The 17,812-nt window shown below is 72.6% G+C and carries 16 protein-coding genes; 10 read left to right on the forward strand and 6 right to left on the reverse strand.

Annotated features, from left to right (window positions below; genetic code table 11):
- The first annotated feature begins 16 nt into the window (after window positions 1–16).
- The 3 genes from KK097_RS09420 (at window position 17) to KK097_RS09430 (ending at window position 2,876) form a co-directional block, all read left to right on the forward strand.
- Window positions 17–1,036 carry a LacI family DNA-binding transcriptional regulator gene (locus KK097_RS09420; protein ID WP_214544487.1) on the forward strand — a complete coding sequence of 340 codons (1,020 nt, stop codon included), beginning with the start codon at window positions 17–19 and terminating at the stop codon, window positions 1,034–1,036.
- A 167-nt stretch (window positions 1,037–1,203) separates the two neighbouring features.
- Entirely contained in the window at window positions 1,204–1,854 is a 651-nt protein-coding gene (locus KK097_RS09425; RefSeq protein WP_214531427.1) for a 2'-5' RNA ligase family protein, read from the forward strand.
- A 2-nt stretch (window positions 1,855–1,856) separates the two neighbouring features.
- Window positions 1,857–2,876, forward strand: a complete 1,020-nt coding sequence (locus tag KK097_RS09430; protein WP_214544489.1) for a LacI family DNA-binding transcriptional regulator — start codon at window positions 1,857–1,859, stop codon at window positions 2,874–2,876.
- A gap of 47 nt (window positions 2,877–2,923) precedes the next feature.
- Here the strand turns inward: KK097_RS09430 and KK097_RS09435 are convergent, their stop codons facing one another.
- Complete coding sequence (locus KK097_RS09435; RefSeq protein ID WP_250896612.1) at window positions 2,924–3,814, reverse strand: inositol monophosphatase family protein; 891 nt, start codon at window positions 3,812–3,814, stop codon at window positions 2,924–2,926.
- A gap of 241 nt (window positions 3,815–4,055) precedes the next feature.
- On the opposite strand from KK097_RS09435, the gene KK097_RS09440 reads away from it, so the two are divergent.
- The 4 genes from KK097_RS09440 to KK097_RS09455 all read left to right on the forward strand — a co-directional run bounded on the left by KK097_RS09440 (window position 4,056) and on the right by KK097_RS09455 (window position 8,588).
- Window positions 4,056–5,024 carry a carbohydrate ABC transporter permease gene (locus tag KK097_RS09440; RefSeq protein ID WP_214544491.1) on the forward strand — a complete coding sequence of 323 codons (969 nt, stop codon included), beginning with the start codon at window positions 4,056–4,058 and terminating at the stop codon, window positions 5,022–5,024.
- Complete coding sequence (locus KK097_RS09445) at window positions 5,024–5,854, forward strand: carbohydrate ABC transporter permease (RefSeq protein ID WP_214544493.1); 831 nt, start codon at window positions 5,024–5,026, stop codon at window positions 5,852–5,854. Before KK097_RS09440 ends, KK097_RS09445 begins: the two co-directional genes overlap by 1 nt.
- 56 nt (window positions 5,855–5,910) lie before the next feature.
- A complete protein-coding gene (locus KK097_RS09450; RefSeq protein WP_214544495.1) occupies window positions 5,911–7,248 on the forward strand; it encodes an ABC transporter substrate-binding protein in 1,338 nt (445 codons plus the stop codon).
- A 122-nt stretch (window positions 7,249–7,370) separates the two neighbouring features.
- Window positions 7,371–8,588, forward strand: coding sequence for a glycosyltransferase (locus tag KK097_RS09455; RefSeq protein WP_307858359.1), 1,218 nt, complete (start codon window positions 7,371–7,373; stop codon window positions 8,586–8,588).
- A 31-nt stretch (window positions 8,589–8,619) separates the two neighbouring features.
- Here KK097_RS09455 and KK097_RS09460 read toward each other — a convergent pair whose 3' ends face one another.
- Window positions 8,620–9,462, reverse strand: coding sequence for a hypothetical protein (locus KK097_RS09460; protein WP_214544497.1), 843 nt, complete (start codon window positions 9,460–9,462; stop codon window positions 8,620–8,622).
- 129 nt (window positions 9,463–9,591) lie between these two features.
- Here KK097_RS09460 and KK097_RS09465 point away from each other — a divergent pair, with 129 nt between their 5' ends.
- Entirely contained in the window at window positions 9,592–9,924 is a 333-nt protein-coding gene (locus KK097_RS09465; RefSeq protein WP_214544498.1) for a hypothetical protein, read from the forward strand.
- 195 nt (window positions 9,925–10,119) lie between these two features.
- Here the strand turns inward: KK097_RS09465 and KK097_RS09470 are convergent, their stop codons facing one another.
- Complete coding sequence (locus tag KK097_RS09470) at window positions 10,120–11,493, reverse strand: cation:dicarboxylate symporter family transporter (RefSeq protein WP_250896613.1); 1,374 nt, start codon at window positions 11,491–11,493, stop codon at window positions 10,120–10,122.
- Between the two features lie 378 nt (window positions 11,494–11,871).
- Between KK097_RS09470 and KK097_RS09475 the strand changes: the two genes are divergently transcribed.
- The gene (locus tag KK097_RS09475) at window positions 11,872–13,206 is read left to right on the forward strand and encodes a glycosyltransferase (protein ID WP_214544499.1); all 1,335 of its coding nucleotides are present in this window, start codon (window positions 11,872–11,874) and stop codon (window positions 13,204–13,206) included.
- Window positions 13,207–13,290: 84 nt separating this feature from the next.
- On the opposite strand, the gene KK097_RS09480 is transcribed toward KK097_RS09475, so the two are convergent.
- Window positions 13,291–14,046: a GntR family transcriptional regulator gene (locus KK097_RS09480; RefSeq protein WP_214544500.1), complete on the reverse strand. Its 756-nt coding sequence runs from the start codon at window positions 14,044–14,046 to the stop codon at window positions 13,291–13,293.
- 239 nt (window positions 14,047–14,285) lie between these two features.
- Here KK097_RS09480 and KK097_RS09485 point away from each other — a divergent pair, with 239 nt between their 5' ends.
- Window positions 14,286–16,457, forward strand: a complete 2,172-nt coding sequence (locus tag KK097_RS09485; RefSeq protein ID WP_214544501.1) for a phosphocholine-specific phospholipase C — start codon at window positions 14,286–14,288, stop codon at window positions 16,455–16,457.
- Window positions 16,458–16,589: 132 nt separating this feature from the next.
- Here the strand turns inward: KK097_RS09485 and KK097_RS09490 are convergent, their stop codons facing one another.
- Both KK097_RS09490 and KK097_RS09495 read right to left on the reverse strand, forming a co-directional pair.
- Complete coding sequence (locus tag KK097_RS09490; RefSeq protein WP_214544502.1) at window positions 16,590–17,066, reverse strand: hypothetical protein; 477 nt, start codon at window positions 17,064–17,066, stop codon at window positions 16,590–16,592.
- Between the two features lie 66 nt (window positions 17,067–17,132).
- Window positions 17,133–17,804 (reverse strand): hypothetical protein, encoded by a 672-nt coding sequence (locus tag KK097_RS09495; RefSeq protein WP_214544504.1) that lies wholly within the window; start codon window positions 17,802–17,804, stop codon window positions 17,133–17,135.
- Window positions 17,805–17,812 lie beyond the last annotated feature (8 nt).

Here is a 17,812-nt window from a genome sequence, read left to right on the forward strand (position 1 = left end):
GACAACGGCGCCCGCGGTGACCGGACACCCCGCCGTCCCGACCATCCACGACGTCGCCGCCCTGGCCGGTGTGTCGAAGTCGGTCGTCTCCCGCGCCCTCGCCGGCGCGTACGGCGTTGCTCCGTCGACGACCGAGCGGGTCAAGCGCGCCGCCATCGACCTCGGCTACGTCGCGAACGCGAACGCCCGCGGCATGTCGGCACACCGCACGCACACGCTCGGGGTGTTCGTCCGCGACGCCTCCACCCCCTTCTACGGGCACCTGCTGACCGCGTTCCAGCTGCAGGCCGCGGCGCGCGGGTACCGCGTCGTCACCGCCACCGGTGCGGGGTCGTTCCCGGTCAGCGAGGAACGCCGGGCGCTCGAGACCCTGGTCTCCCTGCGCGTCGAGGGGCTCATCGTCTGCAGCGGCGCCCTGCCGATCGCCGACGTCCTGCCCTTCGCCGGCCGCATCCCGACCGTGGTCTCCGGGCGCCCCGAGACGAACGACGCGGTGAGCAGCGCGTACTGCGACGAGCGCGGTGGCGGACGCGGCCTCGCCGACCACGTCGCCGACCTCGGACACCGTCGCGTCGCCGTGCTGACGGTCACACCGGCCGGTTCACTGACGCAGTCGGCACGCACCGACGCGATGGTGCGCCGACTCCGTGCGCGCGGCGCCGAGGTGCTCCGGATCCGCTCCGAGGACCACGGAGCAGACCCCGAGGACCTCGACTCGTTCGTCGAGCAGGTCCTGCGGGCAGGCGGTGTCACGGCGATCATGGCACCGAGCGACCGCTGGGCCGTCGGCGTGCTCGAGTCGATGCGCCGCCGCGGCCTCCGCGCACCGGACGACCTGTCGGTCACGGGCTACGACGGGGTCGCCCCGCTCGCCACCGAGCTGCTCGGCATCACCTCGTGGCGACAGCCGCTCGGCCTGATCGGGCGCCTGTCCGTCGACGACGTGGTCGACCAGATCGACGGCCGTTCGACGGGCGTCACCCACAACGCGGTCGACGGCACCCTGGTACCGGGCCGGACCGCCGCCCGGGTCTGAGCGCCGGGCGGAGCGCACGGACGAGAACGGCCGACCCCGCGTCGCCGACACCCATCGTTCACCGTTCCGTCACGGACCGACGGGTGAGATCCGGGCACGTCCCGTCGATCATGGGGAACGTTCCCGACCATCGGGAACGTTCCCCATCCCCGATCCCGGACGGACCCATGCCCCAGAACGTCACCGCCAAGCTGCCGCGCGACCCGAGCGACCCGTACCGCCACGGCATCTACCTGCGCCCGGACGCCCGCACCTGCCGAGCCGTCACGGTCGTCACCGACCAGCTCCGGGCGCAGTACGGCCTGCTGTCGGCCGGCGCTTTCCCCCCGCACGCCACACTCGTCGGCAGCCAGCCGTTCGGCAGCCACGAGGACCAGGTCGTCGCGGCCGTCACGGCACTGCTCGACGGCCGACCGGCGTTCGACGTCCACAACGCCGGCGTCCGTGAACAGGGCATCGGGTTCGTCTACGACGTCGCGACCCGACCGGACGGCTCGCACAACGACGACTTCGTCCGGCTCGCCGCCGACATCGACGCCGTGGTCGCACCGTTCCGGCAGCCGATGCAGGTCCCGCTGGCGAACGACTACGACCCGGAGCAGTACCGCGCGCACCTCTCGCTCGCCTCACACGACCTGTACGGCCGACCGGACCTGCACGACGAGGTCGGCGCGTTCATCCGCGAGCTCGACGTCGACGTGCCGACCGGGTTCCGCGGCGACACCGTCGTGCTCTACCGCACCGCGAGCCCGGACTGGTCCGGTCGCTGGTGGCAGACGATGACGTGGGAGCACGTCCACACCTGGAAGCTCGCCTGACCGTGGCCGCGACCCTCCGCGACGTCGCCGAGCGGTGCGCCATCTCGCGATCGCTCGTGTCACTCGCCCTGCGGGGCGACGACGGTGTGTCCCGGCCACGTCGGGAACTCGCGGTGCGGACGGCGGACGAGCTGGGCCTCCCGGTCGGTTCGCTCGCCAGGCGACGCGCGCAGGGCGCGCCGCTCGTACTCGGGGTGGTCGTCACCGAAGCCGCGAACCCGTTCCACGACGAAGCGCTCCGGAGCGCACGCGCGACCGCGCAGACCCTGGGGTTCGCGCTCCGGGTCGTGGACGGGTTCCGTGACCCTGCCCGGTTGGCCGACGGCCTGGAGGCCCTGCACGCCTCCCACGGATCGGCCGACGGTGTCCTCGGGGTCGCGGTCCTGAGCAGTCGGCTCGCCCCGGCACGGCTGGCTGCGGTCGCGTGCGACCTGCCGGTCGCGGTCCTCGGGTCGAGCGGGTCGGCGCTCGCGGGTCTCGGACTCGACACCGTGCGCGCCGACGAGGAGTCGGGCATGCGCGAACTGGTGCTCCACCTCGCCGCACTAGGACACCGGCGCACGTGCTTCGTGGCGGAGTCCGACCACCCCTCGACGACCCGTCGCGCCGTCGCGCACGCCGCGGTCGCTGCGCAGCTCGGCAAGCCAGGCGACCACCGCGTCGACGACGTCGCGGCCCTGGCGGCCGACCCGGCGCGGATCGCCCGGCACCTCGGTGACGGGGTGACGGCCTTCGTCGGGACGAACGACGCGACCGCGGCGCGGCTCGTGGCGATCGCCGACGGCGCGGGACTCGCGCTCCCCCGGATGGCGGCGGTGACCGGGTTCGACGGCACCGGCCTCGGCGAACGGCTCGACCTGACGAGTGTCGACCAGCCGCGCGTCCGGATGGGTGCGCGGGCGGTCGAGCTCGTGGTCGAGCGGCTCCGGGGCCGCCGCGGCGACCGGCACGAGGTGCTCCCGACGCACCTGCTGCCGCGTGGGTCCACCGCGAGGGCGGTCGCCGGGCACCCGCTCGACTGACCGCTCGCGACGCCCACGTCGAATCGGCCGGCGGGCGGGCCGGCGGCTCAGCCGGTGGCGGTCGTGGCCGACAGCTCCTGCACCCGGCGCACCAGCTCGGCGTGCGATCCCCCGGCGCCGGCGGCGACGTAGTCGTCCGCCAGGTGGGCGCGGCCGACGGCTTCGCCCCGACGGAAGCCCCGGAACCACCCGCCGGCGCGCTCGAGCACCAGCGCGCCGGCGGCGACGTCCCACGGGTGCGTAGCGAAGCCCATCGTGACGTCCGACCACCCGGCGGCGACGTGCACCAGGTTGAGGGCACCGCTGCCGAGGCTGTGGTGGTGGCGGTACCGGAGCGTCAGATCCCGGAGCAGGTCGAACGCCGCGGCCTCGCCGAGCAGGTCGAGGTCCTGCTGCACCGGAAAGCTCGTCAGCACCGTCGCTGCGTCGTCCGGCCCCGACGACGAGTGCATCGGCGCACCGTCGAGCCAGGCGCCGTCGTCGTCCGCCGCGAACACGTGGTCGGCGACCGGGTCGAAGACCACCCCGGCGTCGACCTCGCCGTCGACCTCGGCCGCGATCGAGATGCACCAGTACGCGAGTCCGCGGGCGAAGTTCGCAGTGCCGTCGATCGGGTCCACGATCCACCGCACCACGGGGCCGTCGGTGCTGCCGACGCCCCCAGCGGTGCCGGTGGTGCCGGTGGTGCCGGTGGTGCCGGTGGCGCCGGTGGTGCCGCCTTCTTCGCCGAGCACGACGGAGCCCGGCACGGCGGCGGTGAGCACCGCCGTGATCGCCTCCTCCGCCGCGCGGTCGTGCAGGGTCACCACGTCGTGCGCATCGCGCTTCGTGCTGATCGTCATCGGGGCGCGGAACACGGCGAGCAGGTCGGGCGCGACGGTGCGCGCGGCTTCCTCGGCGATCACCCGGAGTGTCTGGGGAGCAGGAACGGTTCGCATGGTCCCCGGTTCTACGACGTCGAGGCCCCTGGACGGCGAACCACGCCGGTCGACGGGCCGAACCCGAGGTGAACGCGCGGCGTGCGGCGGTGAACGTCGACACCCGATCGGCGGAGGGGTTGAACGCGGCGTGAACGGGTGACGGCGGGTGGTCGACGTGCCTTGACCGGTCTTCGACCCCCGCCGCACAGTGGAGTCGTTCCCGGTTAGGGAACGTTCCCTACTCGGAGGAGTCCGCCCCATGACGGTCCCCGTCAGGTCCGGCCTGGTCGCCGGTCCCCCGCGTACCGCAGGGTCGCCGCGTCCACCCCGGGCGACCCGGACGACGCGGTCCTCGTTGCGCTCGGACCGCCGACTCGGTCTGGTGCTCCTCGCACCGGCGCTGCTCGCGTTCGCGGTCTTCGTCTTCTACCCGCTCGGCCGCGTCCTGGTCCTCAGCACCCAGGGCACCGACATCTTCGGTCAGCCGGCGGGCTCGGTGGGGCTGCAGAACTACGTCCGCACGTTCACCGACCCCGCATTCGGACGGACGATGCTGACCACCGCGGTCTTCTGCGTCGGCGTGGTCGTCGGCCGCATCGTGTTCGGTCTGCTCGTCGTGATCCCCCTGACCGTGAAGCTCCGCGGCCTGCCGGTCTTCCGCGCGCTCCTGACGGCGCCCATGGTCGTGTCCGTGTCAGCGGGGTCCGTCGCGTTCGCGGCGATGCTCGCACCCAGCAACGGATTGCTGAACACGGTGATCACCCAGTTGGGTGGCGCGCCCGTGCCGTTCCTGACGAGCACGCAGTGGGCCCTGGCGAGCGTCATCGTCGTAACGATCTGGGGGTCGCTCGGGTTCACCGTGCTGCTCCTGCTCGGAGCGTTCGGCGCCATCGACCAGGACGTCATCGAGGCGGCGCACCTCGACGGCGCCGGGCCCGTGCGGACACTCTGGTCGATCTCCCTGCCGCTCGTCACGCCGACGCTCTTCTTCGTCGTCGTGACCGGCACCGTCGAGGCACTCACGACCTTTGGGCAGATCCAGATCCTCACCGGCGGCGGTCCGGCCGACTCGTCGAAGACCCTCGTCTACGCGATCTACCAGCAGGCGTTCGGGTCCGGCAGCGCGAACTTCGGCCTCGCCGCCGCGCTCGGGGTCGTCCTGTTCCTGCTGGTCCTCGGGCTGTCGCTCGTGCAGTTCGGCGTGCTCGAGAAGCGGGTGAACTACTGATGCGCCCCGTCACCGCACGCCGGCTCCGGAGCGTCTTGGTCTACGCCTGGCTCGTCATCGCGGTCGTCGTCGTCTGCTTCCCGCTCTACTACGTGTTCGAGGGCGCCCTCACCCCGACCCGGTACCTGGACCAGGGCCTCGCCGGTCTCGTGCCGATCCACCTGACGCTCGACAACATCGTCCGCGCCACGCAGGTCGTCCCGCTCGGGCAGCAGTTCCTGAACAGCGTCGTCGTCACCCTCGCCCAGACGGTGCTGCAGGTCGTCATCGGCATCATCACCGCCTACGCCCTGGTGTTCTGTCGGCTCCGGGGCACCCGTGCCCTGTTCCTCGTCCTGCTCGCCAGCATGATGATCCCCGGCGAGACGACCCTGATCGCGAACTACCTGACCGTCGCGTCCTGGCACCTCATCGACACGCTCCTGGTCGTCTTCCTGCCGTTCGTGGCCTCGGCGCTGACGATCTTCCTGTTCCGCCAGGCGTTCCTGAGCTTCCCGGACGAGCTGCGCGAAGCCGCGGTGCTCGACGGCGCCGGACACTTCCGGTTCATCCGGTCCATGCTTCTGCCGCTCACCCGCCCGACGCTCGTCTCGGTCACCCTGGTGAGCGCGACGGCCGCCTGGAACGGGTTCTTCTGGCCGCTCCTCGTCACCAACTCGCCGGAGCACCGCACCGTGCAGGTCGGCATCGCCCAGCTGTCCGACGCCGAGGCCGCCGACATCGGCGTGGTCCTCGCCGGCGCCGCCATGGTGACCCTCCCCGTCCTGGTCCTCGTCCTCGTCGCCCAGCGGTTCCTCGCCGGCGGCCTCACCGCCGGGGCGCTCAAGTGACGACACGCTCGATCCCCTCCCCGACCCCCGACCGCCCCACACCCGAAGGACGCACCATGCCCGCACGTCGTTCCACCGCCCTCACCGCACTCGCCTCCGGGGCCGTCGCGGTCCTCGCCCTGACCGGGTGCTCCACGTCGAGCTCCGCGTCGGACAGCTCCGGCCCCGTCACCGTCGACTTCTGGCACGCCATGTCCGGGCCGCCCGCGACCGAGCTCGACGCGCTCGTCGCCCGCTTCAACAAGGAGAACGACCAGCACATCACCGTGAAGTCGTCGTTCCAGGGCGACTACGCGGCCGTCCAGACGAAGTACACGGCGGCGGTGCAGTCCGGCTCGACACCGGACCTGCTCATGATGAACGACGTGTCGACCGGCTTCATGATCGACTCCGGCCAGACGGTGTCGCCCGCGAAGATCAGCGGATCGACGTCAGGCACCGACACGATCGCCCCGGCCGCCGCGACGTACTACAGCGACGGCAAGCAACTCGCGGCGATGCCGTTCTCGGTCTCGATGCCCGTGCTCTACCTGAACAAGGCACTCGTCGCGAAGGCCGGCCTCGACGCCACGAAGCCGCCGAAGACGCTGGCGCAGGTCGCGACCTGGGCCGAGAAGATCCACGCCGCGACCGGTGGCTACGGCATGAGCATGAACATGGGCGACTCGTGGATGCTCGAGGAACTCAGCGCCTCGGGCGGCCAGCCCTTCTGCACGCCGGACAACGGGCGGAAGGGCAAGCCGGTCACCGGTGTCTCGCTCACCTCGGACACCCAGGTGCAGTTCATGACCACACTGCAGAAGCTCTACCAGGACGGCGCTGCCCTGAACCCCGGCACCGACTCGACCGTGCAGAACTCGGCGTTCTCGAGCAACAAGGTCGGAATGCTGCTGACCTCGTCCGGCGCCTACACGACGGTCGACCCGGACGGCTCGAAGTCGGTCGTCGCCCGGTTCCCCACCACGTCGGCCTCCGACGACGCCGGCCAGGTCATCGGCGGCAACGCGCTGTGGATCTCCGGCAAGGGCCACTCGTCCGCCGAGCAGCAGGCGTCGTACACGTTCGCCAAGTGGCTCCAGACGCCGGACGTGCAGGCCGAGTGGGCGAAGGCGACCGGCTACGTCGCGATGAACACCGACGCCCAGGACACCACGGTGGGCAAGCGCTCCCTGTCCGACCCGAACATCGCCACGATGTACCAGCAGCTCGCCGACGACCCCACGAGCGTCGCCGCGGCCGGCTGCATCACCGGAGCGTTCCCGACGGTGCGCGCCACCGTCATCGGCGCCTTCAACCGGATCGTCGAGGGTGCCGACGTCAAGTCGACGATGCAGGACGCGGAGCAGCAGGCCGGCAAGCAGATCGAGTCGTACAACGAGGCCGCCGGCAAGTGACCACGGTCCGCGCGTGAGCGCCCCGCGAGGCTGACCAAGGGTTCATGGAGCACGATCGTCGTTCGCCATACGGTTGTCTGACGAAGCGGGCAGGCAGCCCGCGCGACGATCGGAGCCCTGTGGTGTCTGCTGCGAACGGCCGGCCCGGCTACGGGGCTCCGGACCCCCTGCGCATCGTGTTCTCGTTCCCACGGGGGCGGGGACACCTCGCGCCGATGCTGCCGCTCGCCCGCGCGGCCAGCGCTGCCGGGCACCGGACCGCACTGAGCGGCGCACGCGAGGCCGTCCTCGAACAGACCGGGTTCTCGCACCGGCAGCCGCGGGACGTGGAGCTGCCGGCGAGCAGGCCGGGCACCGGCGCCCTGACCCCGATCGACCCGAGCACGGTGCTCACGCGCGTCCCCCAGGTGTTCCTGGGGGACGCGGCCGCCGGGGCCGTCGTCGACGTCGGACGGCTGGTCACTCGGTGGACGGCCGACCTCGTGGTCTGCGGGGAGTTCGACTTCGGCGCGATGACCGCAGCCGAACGAGCCGGGGTGCCGTGCGTGGTGGTCCTGGCCTTCGCCTCGGCCGGTGGGACCTGGCGCGACGTGGTGCGAGAGCCGCTCGAGGCGCTCCGGCGACGCGCGGGACTCGGGCCCGACCCGCAGCAGCACATGATCGGCGGCGCGCTCACCGTCATCCCGTTCCCGGCGTCGATGCGATCCGGGCACGAGCTGCATGGCCCGGTGATCCGGATGCGACCGGACACCTGGTCGTCACCACCGTCGGATGCCGCGGCGTGGTTGGCCACCGGCAACGGACCGCGCGTCTACGTCACGCTCGGCACCGAGTTCAACACGAAGTCAGGCGACCTGTTCGCTCGGCTCATCGACGCCCTCGCCGCCCTGCCGGCACGGATCCTCGTGACGACCGGACCCTGGGTCGACCCGACGACCTTCCCGGTGCCGGCGGGGCCGGGAGCGATCCGGATCGAGCAGTACGTCCCGCAGGACTCGGTGCTCGGGCTCGTGGACCTCGTGGTGAACCACGGCGGGTCCGGATCGGTGACCGGGGCACTCGCGCACGGGGTGCCCCTGCTGGTCATGCCGCTCGGTGCGGACCAGTTGCCGAACGGCGGCTGCGTCGAGGCCCTGGGCGCCGGACTCGTCCTCGACGCCGCGACGGCGACCCCGGCGGACATCCGCGCCACCGCGTCGCGACTCCTGACCGAGCCGGCGTTCCGCGTCGCAGCGGATCGGGTCAGGACCGAGATCGCGACAGGTGAACCCCCGGCCGTCGTCCTCGCCGCCGTCGAGCGCCTGGTCGGCCGGCCCCCGACCCGTGCTGACGAACGCTGAGCGGCGACCAGGCGACCCGAAGTCACTCGGGTCAGCGCACCAGGCAGATCGTGCTGAAGTCGACGTCCGGACCGGGCCGCGTGTACGACGTGCCGCTCTCGAGCCAGTCTGCGGCCGGCGAGAGCTGGTCGGGGACCATTTCCGCCTCCGACCGTGCGTCGATGCCCTCGGACTCCCAGTACGCGCGGACGCGGTCCACGTCGCGGTTCGCACCCTCGATCAACGTGTGGTCCTCGGGCAGGAGTTCCTTGCCGTCGGCGTCCGTGTAGTTGTCCGGGTGAAACCAGTACCGCCACCGCACCCCCTGGTGGGCGTTCGACAGCAGGCAGTCATCGCTGTACGCGCCACCGGCTCGCTCACCATCGCGGTAGGCGGACTTCCGGTCGCCGCCGAGGATCCGCACGGTGCGGTCCCCGATCCGCTCGAGCGTGGCCCGGGCGTCGCCGTCGGCGAAGTGCCGCTCGGCGGCGGTCGCCGGCTGCGCCCACTGCCGGGCGTCGGCGACCATGCTCCGCACCTGCGACGTCAGGACCAGGCCGTTCCACGGCACGGCGATGACCAGCACCACGATCGCCGCGACGACGGCGACCAGTGAGTGCCGCGGTTCGCGCCGACGAGCCCGGACCTGCACGACGAGCACCACCACGGGGATCCCCACGGCGAGCACGGCGCCGATGACCAGCCGCGCCAACACGCCCCCTGCTCCGAGCCGGTCGTCCATCGACCCGAAGTCGCGCGCCAGGTACGCCCCGATCTGGACCGCCCAGCTCACGACGAGCAGCACCGGCAGCACGAGCGCGATGGCGATCGCGTTGCCCCGCCCCGTCGTCGGGCCCGTCCGCTGGTCTCGCCAGTCCTGCTGTTCCGTGCCCATGCCGGCCCCCGCCCCCGTGGTGTCCGGACCATCCTGTCAGCGGAACGCGATCGGGGCCCGAGCGACGCATCCGCCCACCCCCGAATCGGTGGTGCCGGAGCAGCCCTGGTTGCTGCCAAGATGACCGACGTGACCACGACCACGCCTCGCGCCGATCCCGACGCCGCTGCCGACGGCTTCGAAGGGGGCTGGTTCCGCATCGACGACGACCTGGAGCACCTGGACGACGTGGTGTGGCGACCCGCCTCGGACGCGGACGACACAGCGACCACCCCCGGCCCTGCCGCCGTCATCGTCGGTGGCGAGGCGCGCGAGCACGTCGGTTCGACGCTGCCGTTGGCGCAGCTGGCGGAGATCGACGTGGCACGTCAACGCACCGTGCGGAAGCTCTGGCTCAGCCCGATCACCATCGTGGTTTGTCTGCTCGTCGTGACCGCGCTCGAGGTCTCGGGTCTGCCGTAGCGGACGGACCTCGGCAGGCAGCTCCTGGTCGGACTCGGCACGGCTCTGCCGGTCGACGCGCTCTGCACCGCGATCTGGTGGCGGATCACGCGTGACCCCTCGGGCGCCGTCGTCCGCAAGATGGGCGGACACCGGACCCGCCAGCAGTACGACCAGCAGCGCGCCGTCCTCGAACGCTGACCGCGCCGCGAGCCCTCACCGAACCGGCGCCGACACAGCCGCGCCACCCACCGGGGGCTCAGGCTCCGGCGACGGCGACGGCGACGGTGAGGGCGACGGCCGCACCCCGCGCCCAGGCCGCAGCACCGCGTCCACCCGCTCACGGTCGAGCTCGCCCTGCCACCGCGCCACCACGAGCGTCGCGACGCAGTTGCCGAGCAGGTTGACGCTCACCCGCATCGCGTCCATGATCCGGTCGGCACCGAGCAGCAGCGCGACGCCAGCGACCGGGAACAGCCCGAGGCTCGTCGCCGTCGCGGACAGTGCCAGGAACGACGATCCCGGCACCCCGGCCATGCCCTTCGACGTCAGCAGCAGCACCCCGAGGGCGGCGACCTGCTGCTCGAGCGTCAGCGGCACCCCGAACGCCTGGGTCAGGAACAGCAGCGAGATCGACAGGTAGATCGCCGCCCCGTCGAGGTTGAACGAGTACCCCGTCGGCACGACGAGCCCGGCGACACTGCGGGAGACGCCGACCTCGGTGAGCCGGGTGATCATCCGCGGCAGCACGGCCTCGGTCGACGCCGTCCCCAGGGCCAGCCCGAACTCTGCCCGGGTGTGCCAGACAAAGCGCCAGATCGGCACCCCGGACAGCAGCCGCCCGCCGACGAGCAGCGCCACGATGAACACCGCCGCGGCGCCGTAGCAGGCGGCGATGAGGAGCCCGTAGGACCCGAGGGTGTCGATCCCGTACTGCCCGACCACGTACGCCATCGCCCCGAACGCACCGAGCGGCGACAGACGCATCACCCAGCCCAGGATGCGGTAGACGACCTCGAGGCACAGGTCGAGGCCCCGCACGAGCGGTCGCGCACGGTCACTCCCGATCGCTGCGATGGCCGCTCCGACGAACACCGCGAAGACGAGCACCTGCAGGATGTCGTTGGTCGCGAACGCGTTCGCGACGCTCGACGGGATGAGGTCGAGGATGAAGGTCCCCGCGTCCGGAGCCGTGCCGCCCGCGGTCTTCGCCGCGACGGCCGAGGCGTCGAGCGACGACGGGTCGATCCGCAGGCCGGCCCCGGGCCGCACGAGGTTGCCGACCAGCAGCCCGAACACGAGCGCGCACGACGACGCGAGCAGGAAGTAGATCATCGCCTTGCCGGCGATCCGTCCCACGGACCGCAGGTCGCCGACGTGCACGATGCCCGTCACCACGACGATGAACACGAGCGGCGCGATCACCATCTCGATCAGTCGGATGAACCCCTGCCCGACCACGTTCAGCACCGGCGCTGCCGCGGGGAAGCAGACCCCGACGGCGATGCCGAGGGCCACCCCGATCGCGATCTGCACGAACAGCGACTGGTACCAGCGAGCGGGAGCACGATCCGTGGCGGTGACGTCCATGCATCCACCCCACCGCGCGCGTGTTTCGTCGACGTTGCGATCCTGTTCCCACCTGCCGCGCCGCGTGCCCACCGAAACAGGTGGCTGGCCCGCGCGTGACGGCCCACGTCCTGGGCCGTCACGACACGGGCTGGAGGCCCGGTGCCAGCTGGCACCGGGCCTCCAGTCCGTCATCCACTCACGTCGCGGGCCGCACGCGCCACCGCGGGCAGCTCGCTGCCGTTCGCCTCGACCGCGCGCCTCACGAGCATGCCGACCGTCACCAGGGTGCCGATGCTCGAGGACTCTCACCCACTCCCAGTCCGTGCCGCGCCACGCGCGTGCTCGCCGCACCTACGCTCCGAACGTCCGGCCATCCCCCCGACGGAAGCGGCCCCCGTGTCCTCGTACCTGCTCTGTGCCCCGCCCGTCTACGGCCACCTCGCGCCCCTTGTCGAGGTCGGACGCACCCTCGCCGAGCGCGGCCACGAGATCACCGTGCTGACGGGGTCCAAGTACCGCGAACTCGTCGTCGGCGCCGGGCTCCGGTTCGTGGGGCTGCCGGCCGACGTCGACTTCGACGACGCCGATCTGCAGGACCGGCTCGCCGACGCCACGGCTGCACGCGGGATCGCCGTCGTCCGCGAGGGCATCATCGCCATGTTCGTCCGCGCGATCCCGTCCCAGTACCGCGCGCTGACGGCGCTGCTGGCAGCGGGGCGCTTCGACGCGGTGCTCGGCGAGGCGTCGTTCACCGGGCTCGCCCCGTACCTCGCGCTGCCGCCGGGCGACCGCCTGCCCGTGCTCGGGATCGCGACCACTCCGGTGACGCTCACCAGCGTCGACGCCGCCCCCTTCGGCACCGCACTCGCGCCGGGTCGCGGGCCACTGGCGCGGGTGCGCAACCGACTGCTCACCGCCGCGATCCACCCCGTGCTCACCCGCCCGCTGCAACAGGCCGTCGACGCCGTGCTCGCCGAGGTGGGGGCGCCGCCGTCGCAGACCGGGACGTTCGACTTCGCCTACCGCTGCTTCGACACCCTGTTCCAGCTGAGCGTCGCGGAGCTCGAGTACCCCCGCCGCGAGCTCCCCGACTCGGTCCGGTTCGTCGGTCCGGTCGTGGCCCGCGCGGCGCCGACGGCCGAGGCCGACCTGCCCTCGTGGTGGGACGACCTGGACAGCGACACCCCGGTGGTGCACGTGACCCAGGGCACGATCGACACCGTCGACCTCGGCCGGCTCCTCGCGCCGACCCTGCGCGCGCTGGCGGACGAGGACGTCCTCGTCGTCGCGACCACGGGTGGCCGCCCGGTCGACCAGGTCGAACGGGCGCTCGGCACGGCGCTGCCCGCGAACGCCCGGGTGGCGACCTTCCTGCCCTACGACCAGCTGCTGCCGCGGTGCAGCGTCGTCGCCACGAACGGCGGGTTCGGCGGGGTGCAGCGTGCCCTCGCACACGGCGTGCCGCTGGTGGTCGCCGGGTCGACGGAGGACAAGCCGGAGGTCGCTGCCCGGGTCGCGTGGGCCGGGTGCGGGCGGAACCTGCGCTCGGGGACACCGCGGCCACAGGCGATCCGTCAGGCGGTCCGCGAGGTCCTGGCGTCGCCGGCCCACCGCGCCCGCAGCCGTCGGGTCGCGGCGTCGATCGCGGCCCTGCCCGACCCCGTCGACGTCATCGAGGCCGGGCTGGCGGCGGCGGTCGCAGCCGCCGCGGACCGCACCCTGCGACGCTGATCCCGCCTGCCGGCCCACGTCGTGGGGTCGCGCAGATGCGGACAGGAGGCGCGGTGCCAGCTGCCACCGCGCCTCCCGTCCGGCTCATCCCGCGTCGTCGTGCCCGGCGCGGTCCCGCGGTGCCGGTGCCGCTGCGGACGCCGTCCGGATCCGGAGCGGCACGGTCCCCGCGACGTACCGGTCGTCGCCGGCCTCGAGCGGGCGGCCGTCCTCGGCGGTGCTGGACCGACGCACCTGCAGGAGCGCCGCGCCGGGCCGGACACCGAGGAGCGCGGCGTCCGCGTCGTCGGCCAGCAGCGCGTCCACGGTGGTGACGGCGGAACCGACCCGGATGCCGAACCGGTCCTCCAGGGTCGCCGACACCGACGTCTGCCCACCGGGGATCGTCCTGATGACGGCTGCGACCCACGGGGCGTAGGCGGTGCGCTCGAGCATGACGTCGACACCGTCGAGGGACCGCACCCGCACGACGTGCAGGACGGGCTCGTCGTGCGCGGCGCGGAAGACGCGCCGCTCACGCACGGTTGCCAGCCGTTCCTCGACCGCCACCACACGCCCACCCGGCTCGTGCCCCCGTGCCCTGGCCAGTTGGCCGAAGGACTCGAGCGCGCCGGCGTCCTGACCGAGCGTCGTGGTGCGGACGCGCCAGCGGGAGCCGGAACGTGCCGTCAGGACCTGCCGGTCGCGGAGCAGCCCGAGCGCGTTCCGCACGGTGCCCCGCGCAACGGCGTAGTCGGCGGCGAGGTCGTGCTCGCCCGGCAGGACGCCGGTGGCGTCGAACTCACCGCGGAGCACCCGGTCGGCGAGGTCCTCGGCGATCTCCCGGAACAGTGGTCGCACCCGGTGATCCTCCCGCGCTGCGGCTCGAGCTGTCCAGGTGCGTCGGAGTTCTCGTGGATCGACCTCGGAACCACAGGGCCGAACCGCGGCGCACCTGGACAGGTCGATCCCGACTCCACCGGACGCGTTCACCCCGCTGCCACGACCGGGCAAGGCACGGTTCAGCGCACCTCGTTGTCATGCTGACGGGCGCTCCTCCCCCGCGGCGCCCGCACTCCCACCGACCTGGAAGGCCTGCGATGAGCACGAGGAAGCCCGAACACGGCGCACCCGACGTCAGCCTGGACGCCGCACCGCCCCTGACCCCGGACGCCGCGTACACCGCCGCGGTCCGCCCCGGTCTGAGCCGCCGGACGGTCCTGGTGGGCGGCGCAGCAGCGATCATGGCCGGCGTCGCCGCCGGGTCCGCGTTCGGACCGGGCGCGGCCGATCGTGCCAGCGCGGCGACCGCTCGTGCCGTCCCCACCGGCACGATCGCCGACGTGAAGCACGTCGTCGTGCTCATGCAGGAGAACCGGTCGTTCGACCACTACTACGGCACGATGCCCGGGGTCCGCGGGTTCTCGGACAAGCAGGCGCTCGAGCTGCCGACCGGACACGACGTCTTCCACCAGCCGGCGGCGGCCCGCACCGACGGGGGCGCCATGCTGCCGTTCCGGCTCGACACCACCCGGTTCAACGCGCAGAACGCCGACGGCCTCGACCACTCCTGGGGCGGCGGGCACACCGCGTGGAACGGCGGGGCCTGGAACCGGTGGGTCGACGCGAAGAGCGCCCAGACGATGGGCTACTTCACCAGCGAGGACATCCCCTACCAGCGCGCACTCGCCAGCGCCTTCACGGTCTGCGACGACTACCACTGCTCGCTCAACGGGCCCACGACGCCGAACCGCCTGTACCAGTGGTCGGGCACCATCGACCCCCGCGGCGCCCAGGGCGGACCGGCGACCGACAACCCGGCGGACTACGAACCGGTGTTCGCCTGGACCACCTACGCCGAACGACTGCAGGCGGCCGGGGTCACCTGGAAGACCTACGCCAACGACGAGGTCGGTGACAGCTCCGCCGACCCGTACGTCGGCGACTACGGCGACAACCCGCTCTGGCTGTTCGAGCAGTACCACCGCGCGCTCGCGTCCTCCGACCCCGCCCAGCAGGAGCTCGCCGCGCGGGCGGGGCTGCACGACGGGTGGAAGCCGAACTCGGGCAAGGGCCTCGACGTCACCCACCTGCTCAGCCAGTTCGGCCAGGACTGCGCGACCAACAGCCTGCCGACCGTGTCGTACGTCGTCGCCCCCTACGGCTGGAGCGAGCACCCGGCGGCCAGCCCGGACTACGGCGCCCACTACACGAACGCCGTGGTGCAGGCGCTCTTCAGCAACCCGGACACCTGGGCCTCGACCGTCCTGCTCGTCAACTACGACGAGAACGACGGGTACTTCGACCACGTCGTCCCCCCGTTCGCCGAACCCGGCACCCCAGACGAGTACGTCGACGGTCTGCCCATCGGCATGGGCGCCCGCGTGCCGATGACCGTGGTGTCCCCGTGGAGCCGAGGCGGGTGGGTCAACTCGCAGGTGGCGGACCACACGTCCGTGATCCAGTTCCTCGAACACGTCACGGGGGTCCGCGAGCCGAACATCTCCGCCTGGCGACGGACCGTCTCCGGGGACCTCACGAGCTGCTTCGACTTCAGCGCGATCGACCCGAGCATCCCCGGCCCCGACGTCGTCCCCGGCATCGAGCAGACCCGGGCGCTGGTGGCGGCCGCCGACGCCGACCAGGCGAAGCCGCCCATCGAGGAACCCGCGATCGGTGCGCAGACCGTGCCCGTCCAGGAGCCCGGGACCGTCCGCCGTCGGAGCCTGCCCTACCGGCAGCACGCGGACGCGACCGTCGACCGGAGCACCGGTCGGGTCACCGTGACGCTCACGAACGACGGTCGCCAGGGGGTCAACTTCCTGGTGTACCCGAACACCGCGATGCCGTTCGCCGCCCACCCGAAGACCGTCCCCGTGGGCTCCACCGCCGACTGGGCATGGGACACCACGACGACCGCTGGAGCGTACGACGTCAGCGTCTACGGGCCCGACCGGTTCCTCCGGCGCTTCGCCGGCACCGTCGAGGCCGGTGGTCGGGCGACCGGCGGGGTGCCGCACGTCTCCGTCGTCCGGGACCACCGCGGTCGGCGCACCCTGCAGCTCCTGCTCGAGAACACCGGTCGGGCGGAACTCCGGTTCGTGCTCGTGGCCAACGACTTCGTGGAGCACCGCGAGACCGCGCACGTCCGCGGCTCCGGGCACAAGACGATGCACTGGCCGCTCGACGAGTGGGGGTACTACGACGTGGTCGTGACCGCGGGGGGTGTGCCCGGGTTCCGGTACCGCTTCGCCGGGCGCGCGGAGCGCTGAGGCGGGCCGACCCGTGTGGGTCGGCAGGGACGGTCAGGCCGCGTCGACGGCGGACGGGAGGCCCGGTGCCAGCTGGCACCGGGCCTCCCGTCCGTTCCCACGTCTGTCCCGCGCGACGTCTCGCTTGCCGTGTCACGCGTCAGATGCGGTGCCGGCGGGTGCGACCGGAGCGACCGGTGTCGTGGCTTCGGCGTCGGCTTGCGCCGCTTGCCGGGCGAGCACCCGGTCCAGGAAGCGATCGACGAACGGCAACCCGACGACGACCGCACCGACGACGGCCGCGACGGGGACGATCACCGTCCAGCCGCGCAGGGTCGAGTAGATGTTGGCGCCGAGGACGACCCACACCACGACCGTGAGCGGCCGCACCGGACCGGCGTCGGCGAGCAGGTTGATCGCGTCGACGGCCGCGGGCAGCCCTCGCCGTCCGAGCAGTGTCAGCATGACCCCGATGACGATGAGCCCCATCGCCCGGACGGTGCCGACCCACGCGACGTCGCTTGCCGGATCCGCCAGCGCACGCTGGATGAACACCACTGCCGCAAGGACCCCGACGGCGAACAGGGTGACGATCACGATGACGGTCAGCAGACGGACGGAGCGGCGCACGAGGACTCAGCATATGGACCCGTCGGGGCGCCCCGACGCGGCGCCCCGACGCGGCGGCTCGACTCGCTAGGCGACGACCACCTGCGCGTTGACCAGGATGTCGTGCAGATCGGGACGGAGCGCATCCTGCGAGGTCGTCCGGACCTTCACGATGAGCGCCGCTCCGGGCTTCGCGAAGGCGCGCGCCACGGTCGCCGACCACGACCCGTCCGTGTTGCGCCCGGCGATCGACAGGAACTGCGCGGTGCCGCCGGTGATCGTCGGCAGGAGCTGCTCCTCGAGTCGGTCGGCCGGGAGCCCTGCGGCCGTGAACAGCTGCTTGGTGGCGGCGCGGTCCCCGATCGCCGGGTCGAGGTCGGTGAGCCGCTGCTGCGTGATCGTCGCCACGGAGCCGTCGGCGTTCGTGTACTCCCGCGACCCGGTGGTCGGGTCCTCGCCGGTCTGCTCCCAGCCGTCGAGTGCCGAGACCTGGAGCCCGAACGCGGGCAGCGTGCTCGCCGAGAGCGCGTCGCCGTCCTCGAACGTGAGGTCCTTCGTTGCCGAGTCGACGGTGGCCGGCGCCGTCGGCGTCTCCGTCTCCGTCGGCGCCGGAGCCGGCGCTTGTGTCGGTGCCGACGACCGCGGTGTGGCCCGCTCCGCCCCCGGTGCCGCGGTGCCGGTCCCGGCGCAGCCGGAGAGTACGAGCACGACGATCACGGTCGCCGTCCCCGCGGTGGTGATCCTGGACGTGATGGACATGTTGTTCC

Origin of the sequence: Curtobacterium flaccumfaciens (genome assembly GCF_018598405.1) — a bacterium.
Taxonomy (GTDB): domain Bacteria; phylum Actinomycetota; class Actinomycetes; order Actinomycetales; family Microbacteriaceae; genus Curtobacterium; species Curtobacterium aurantiacum.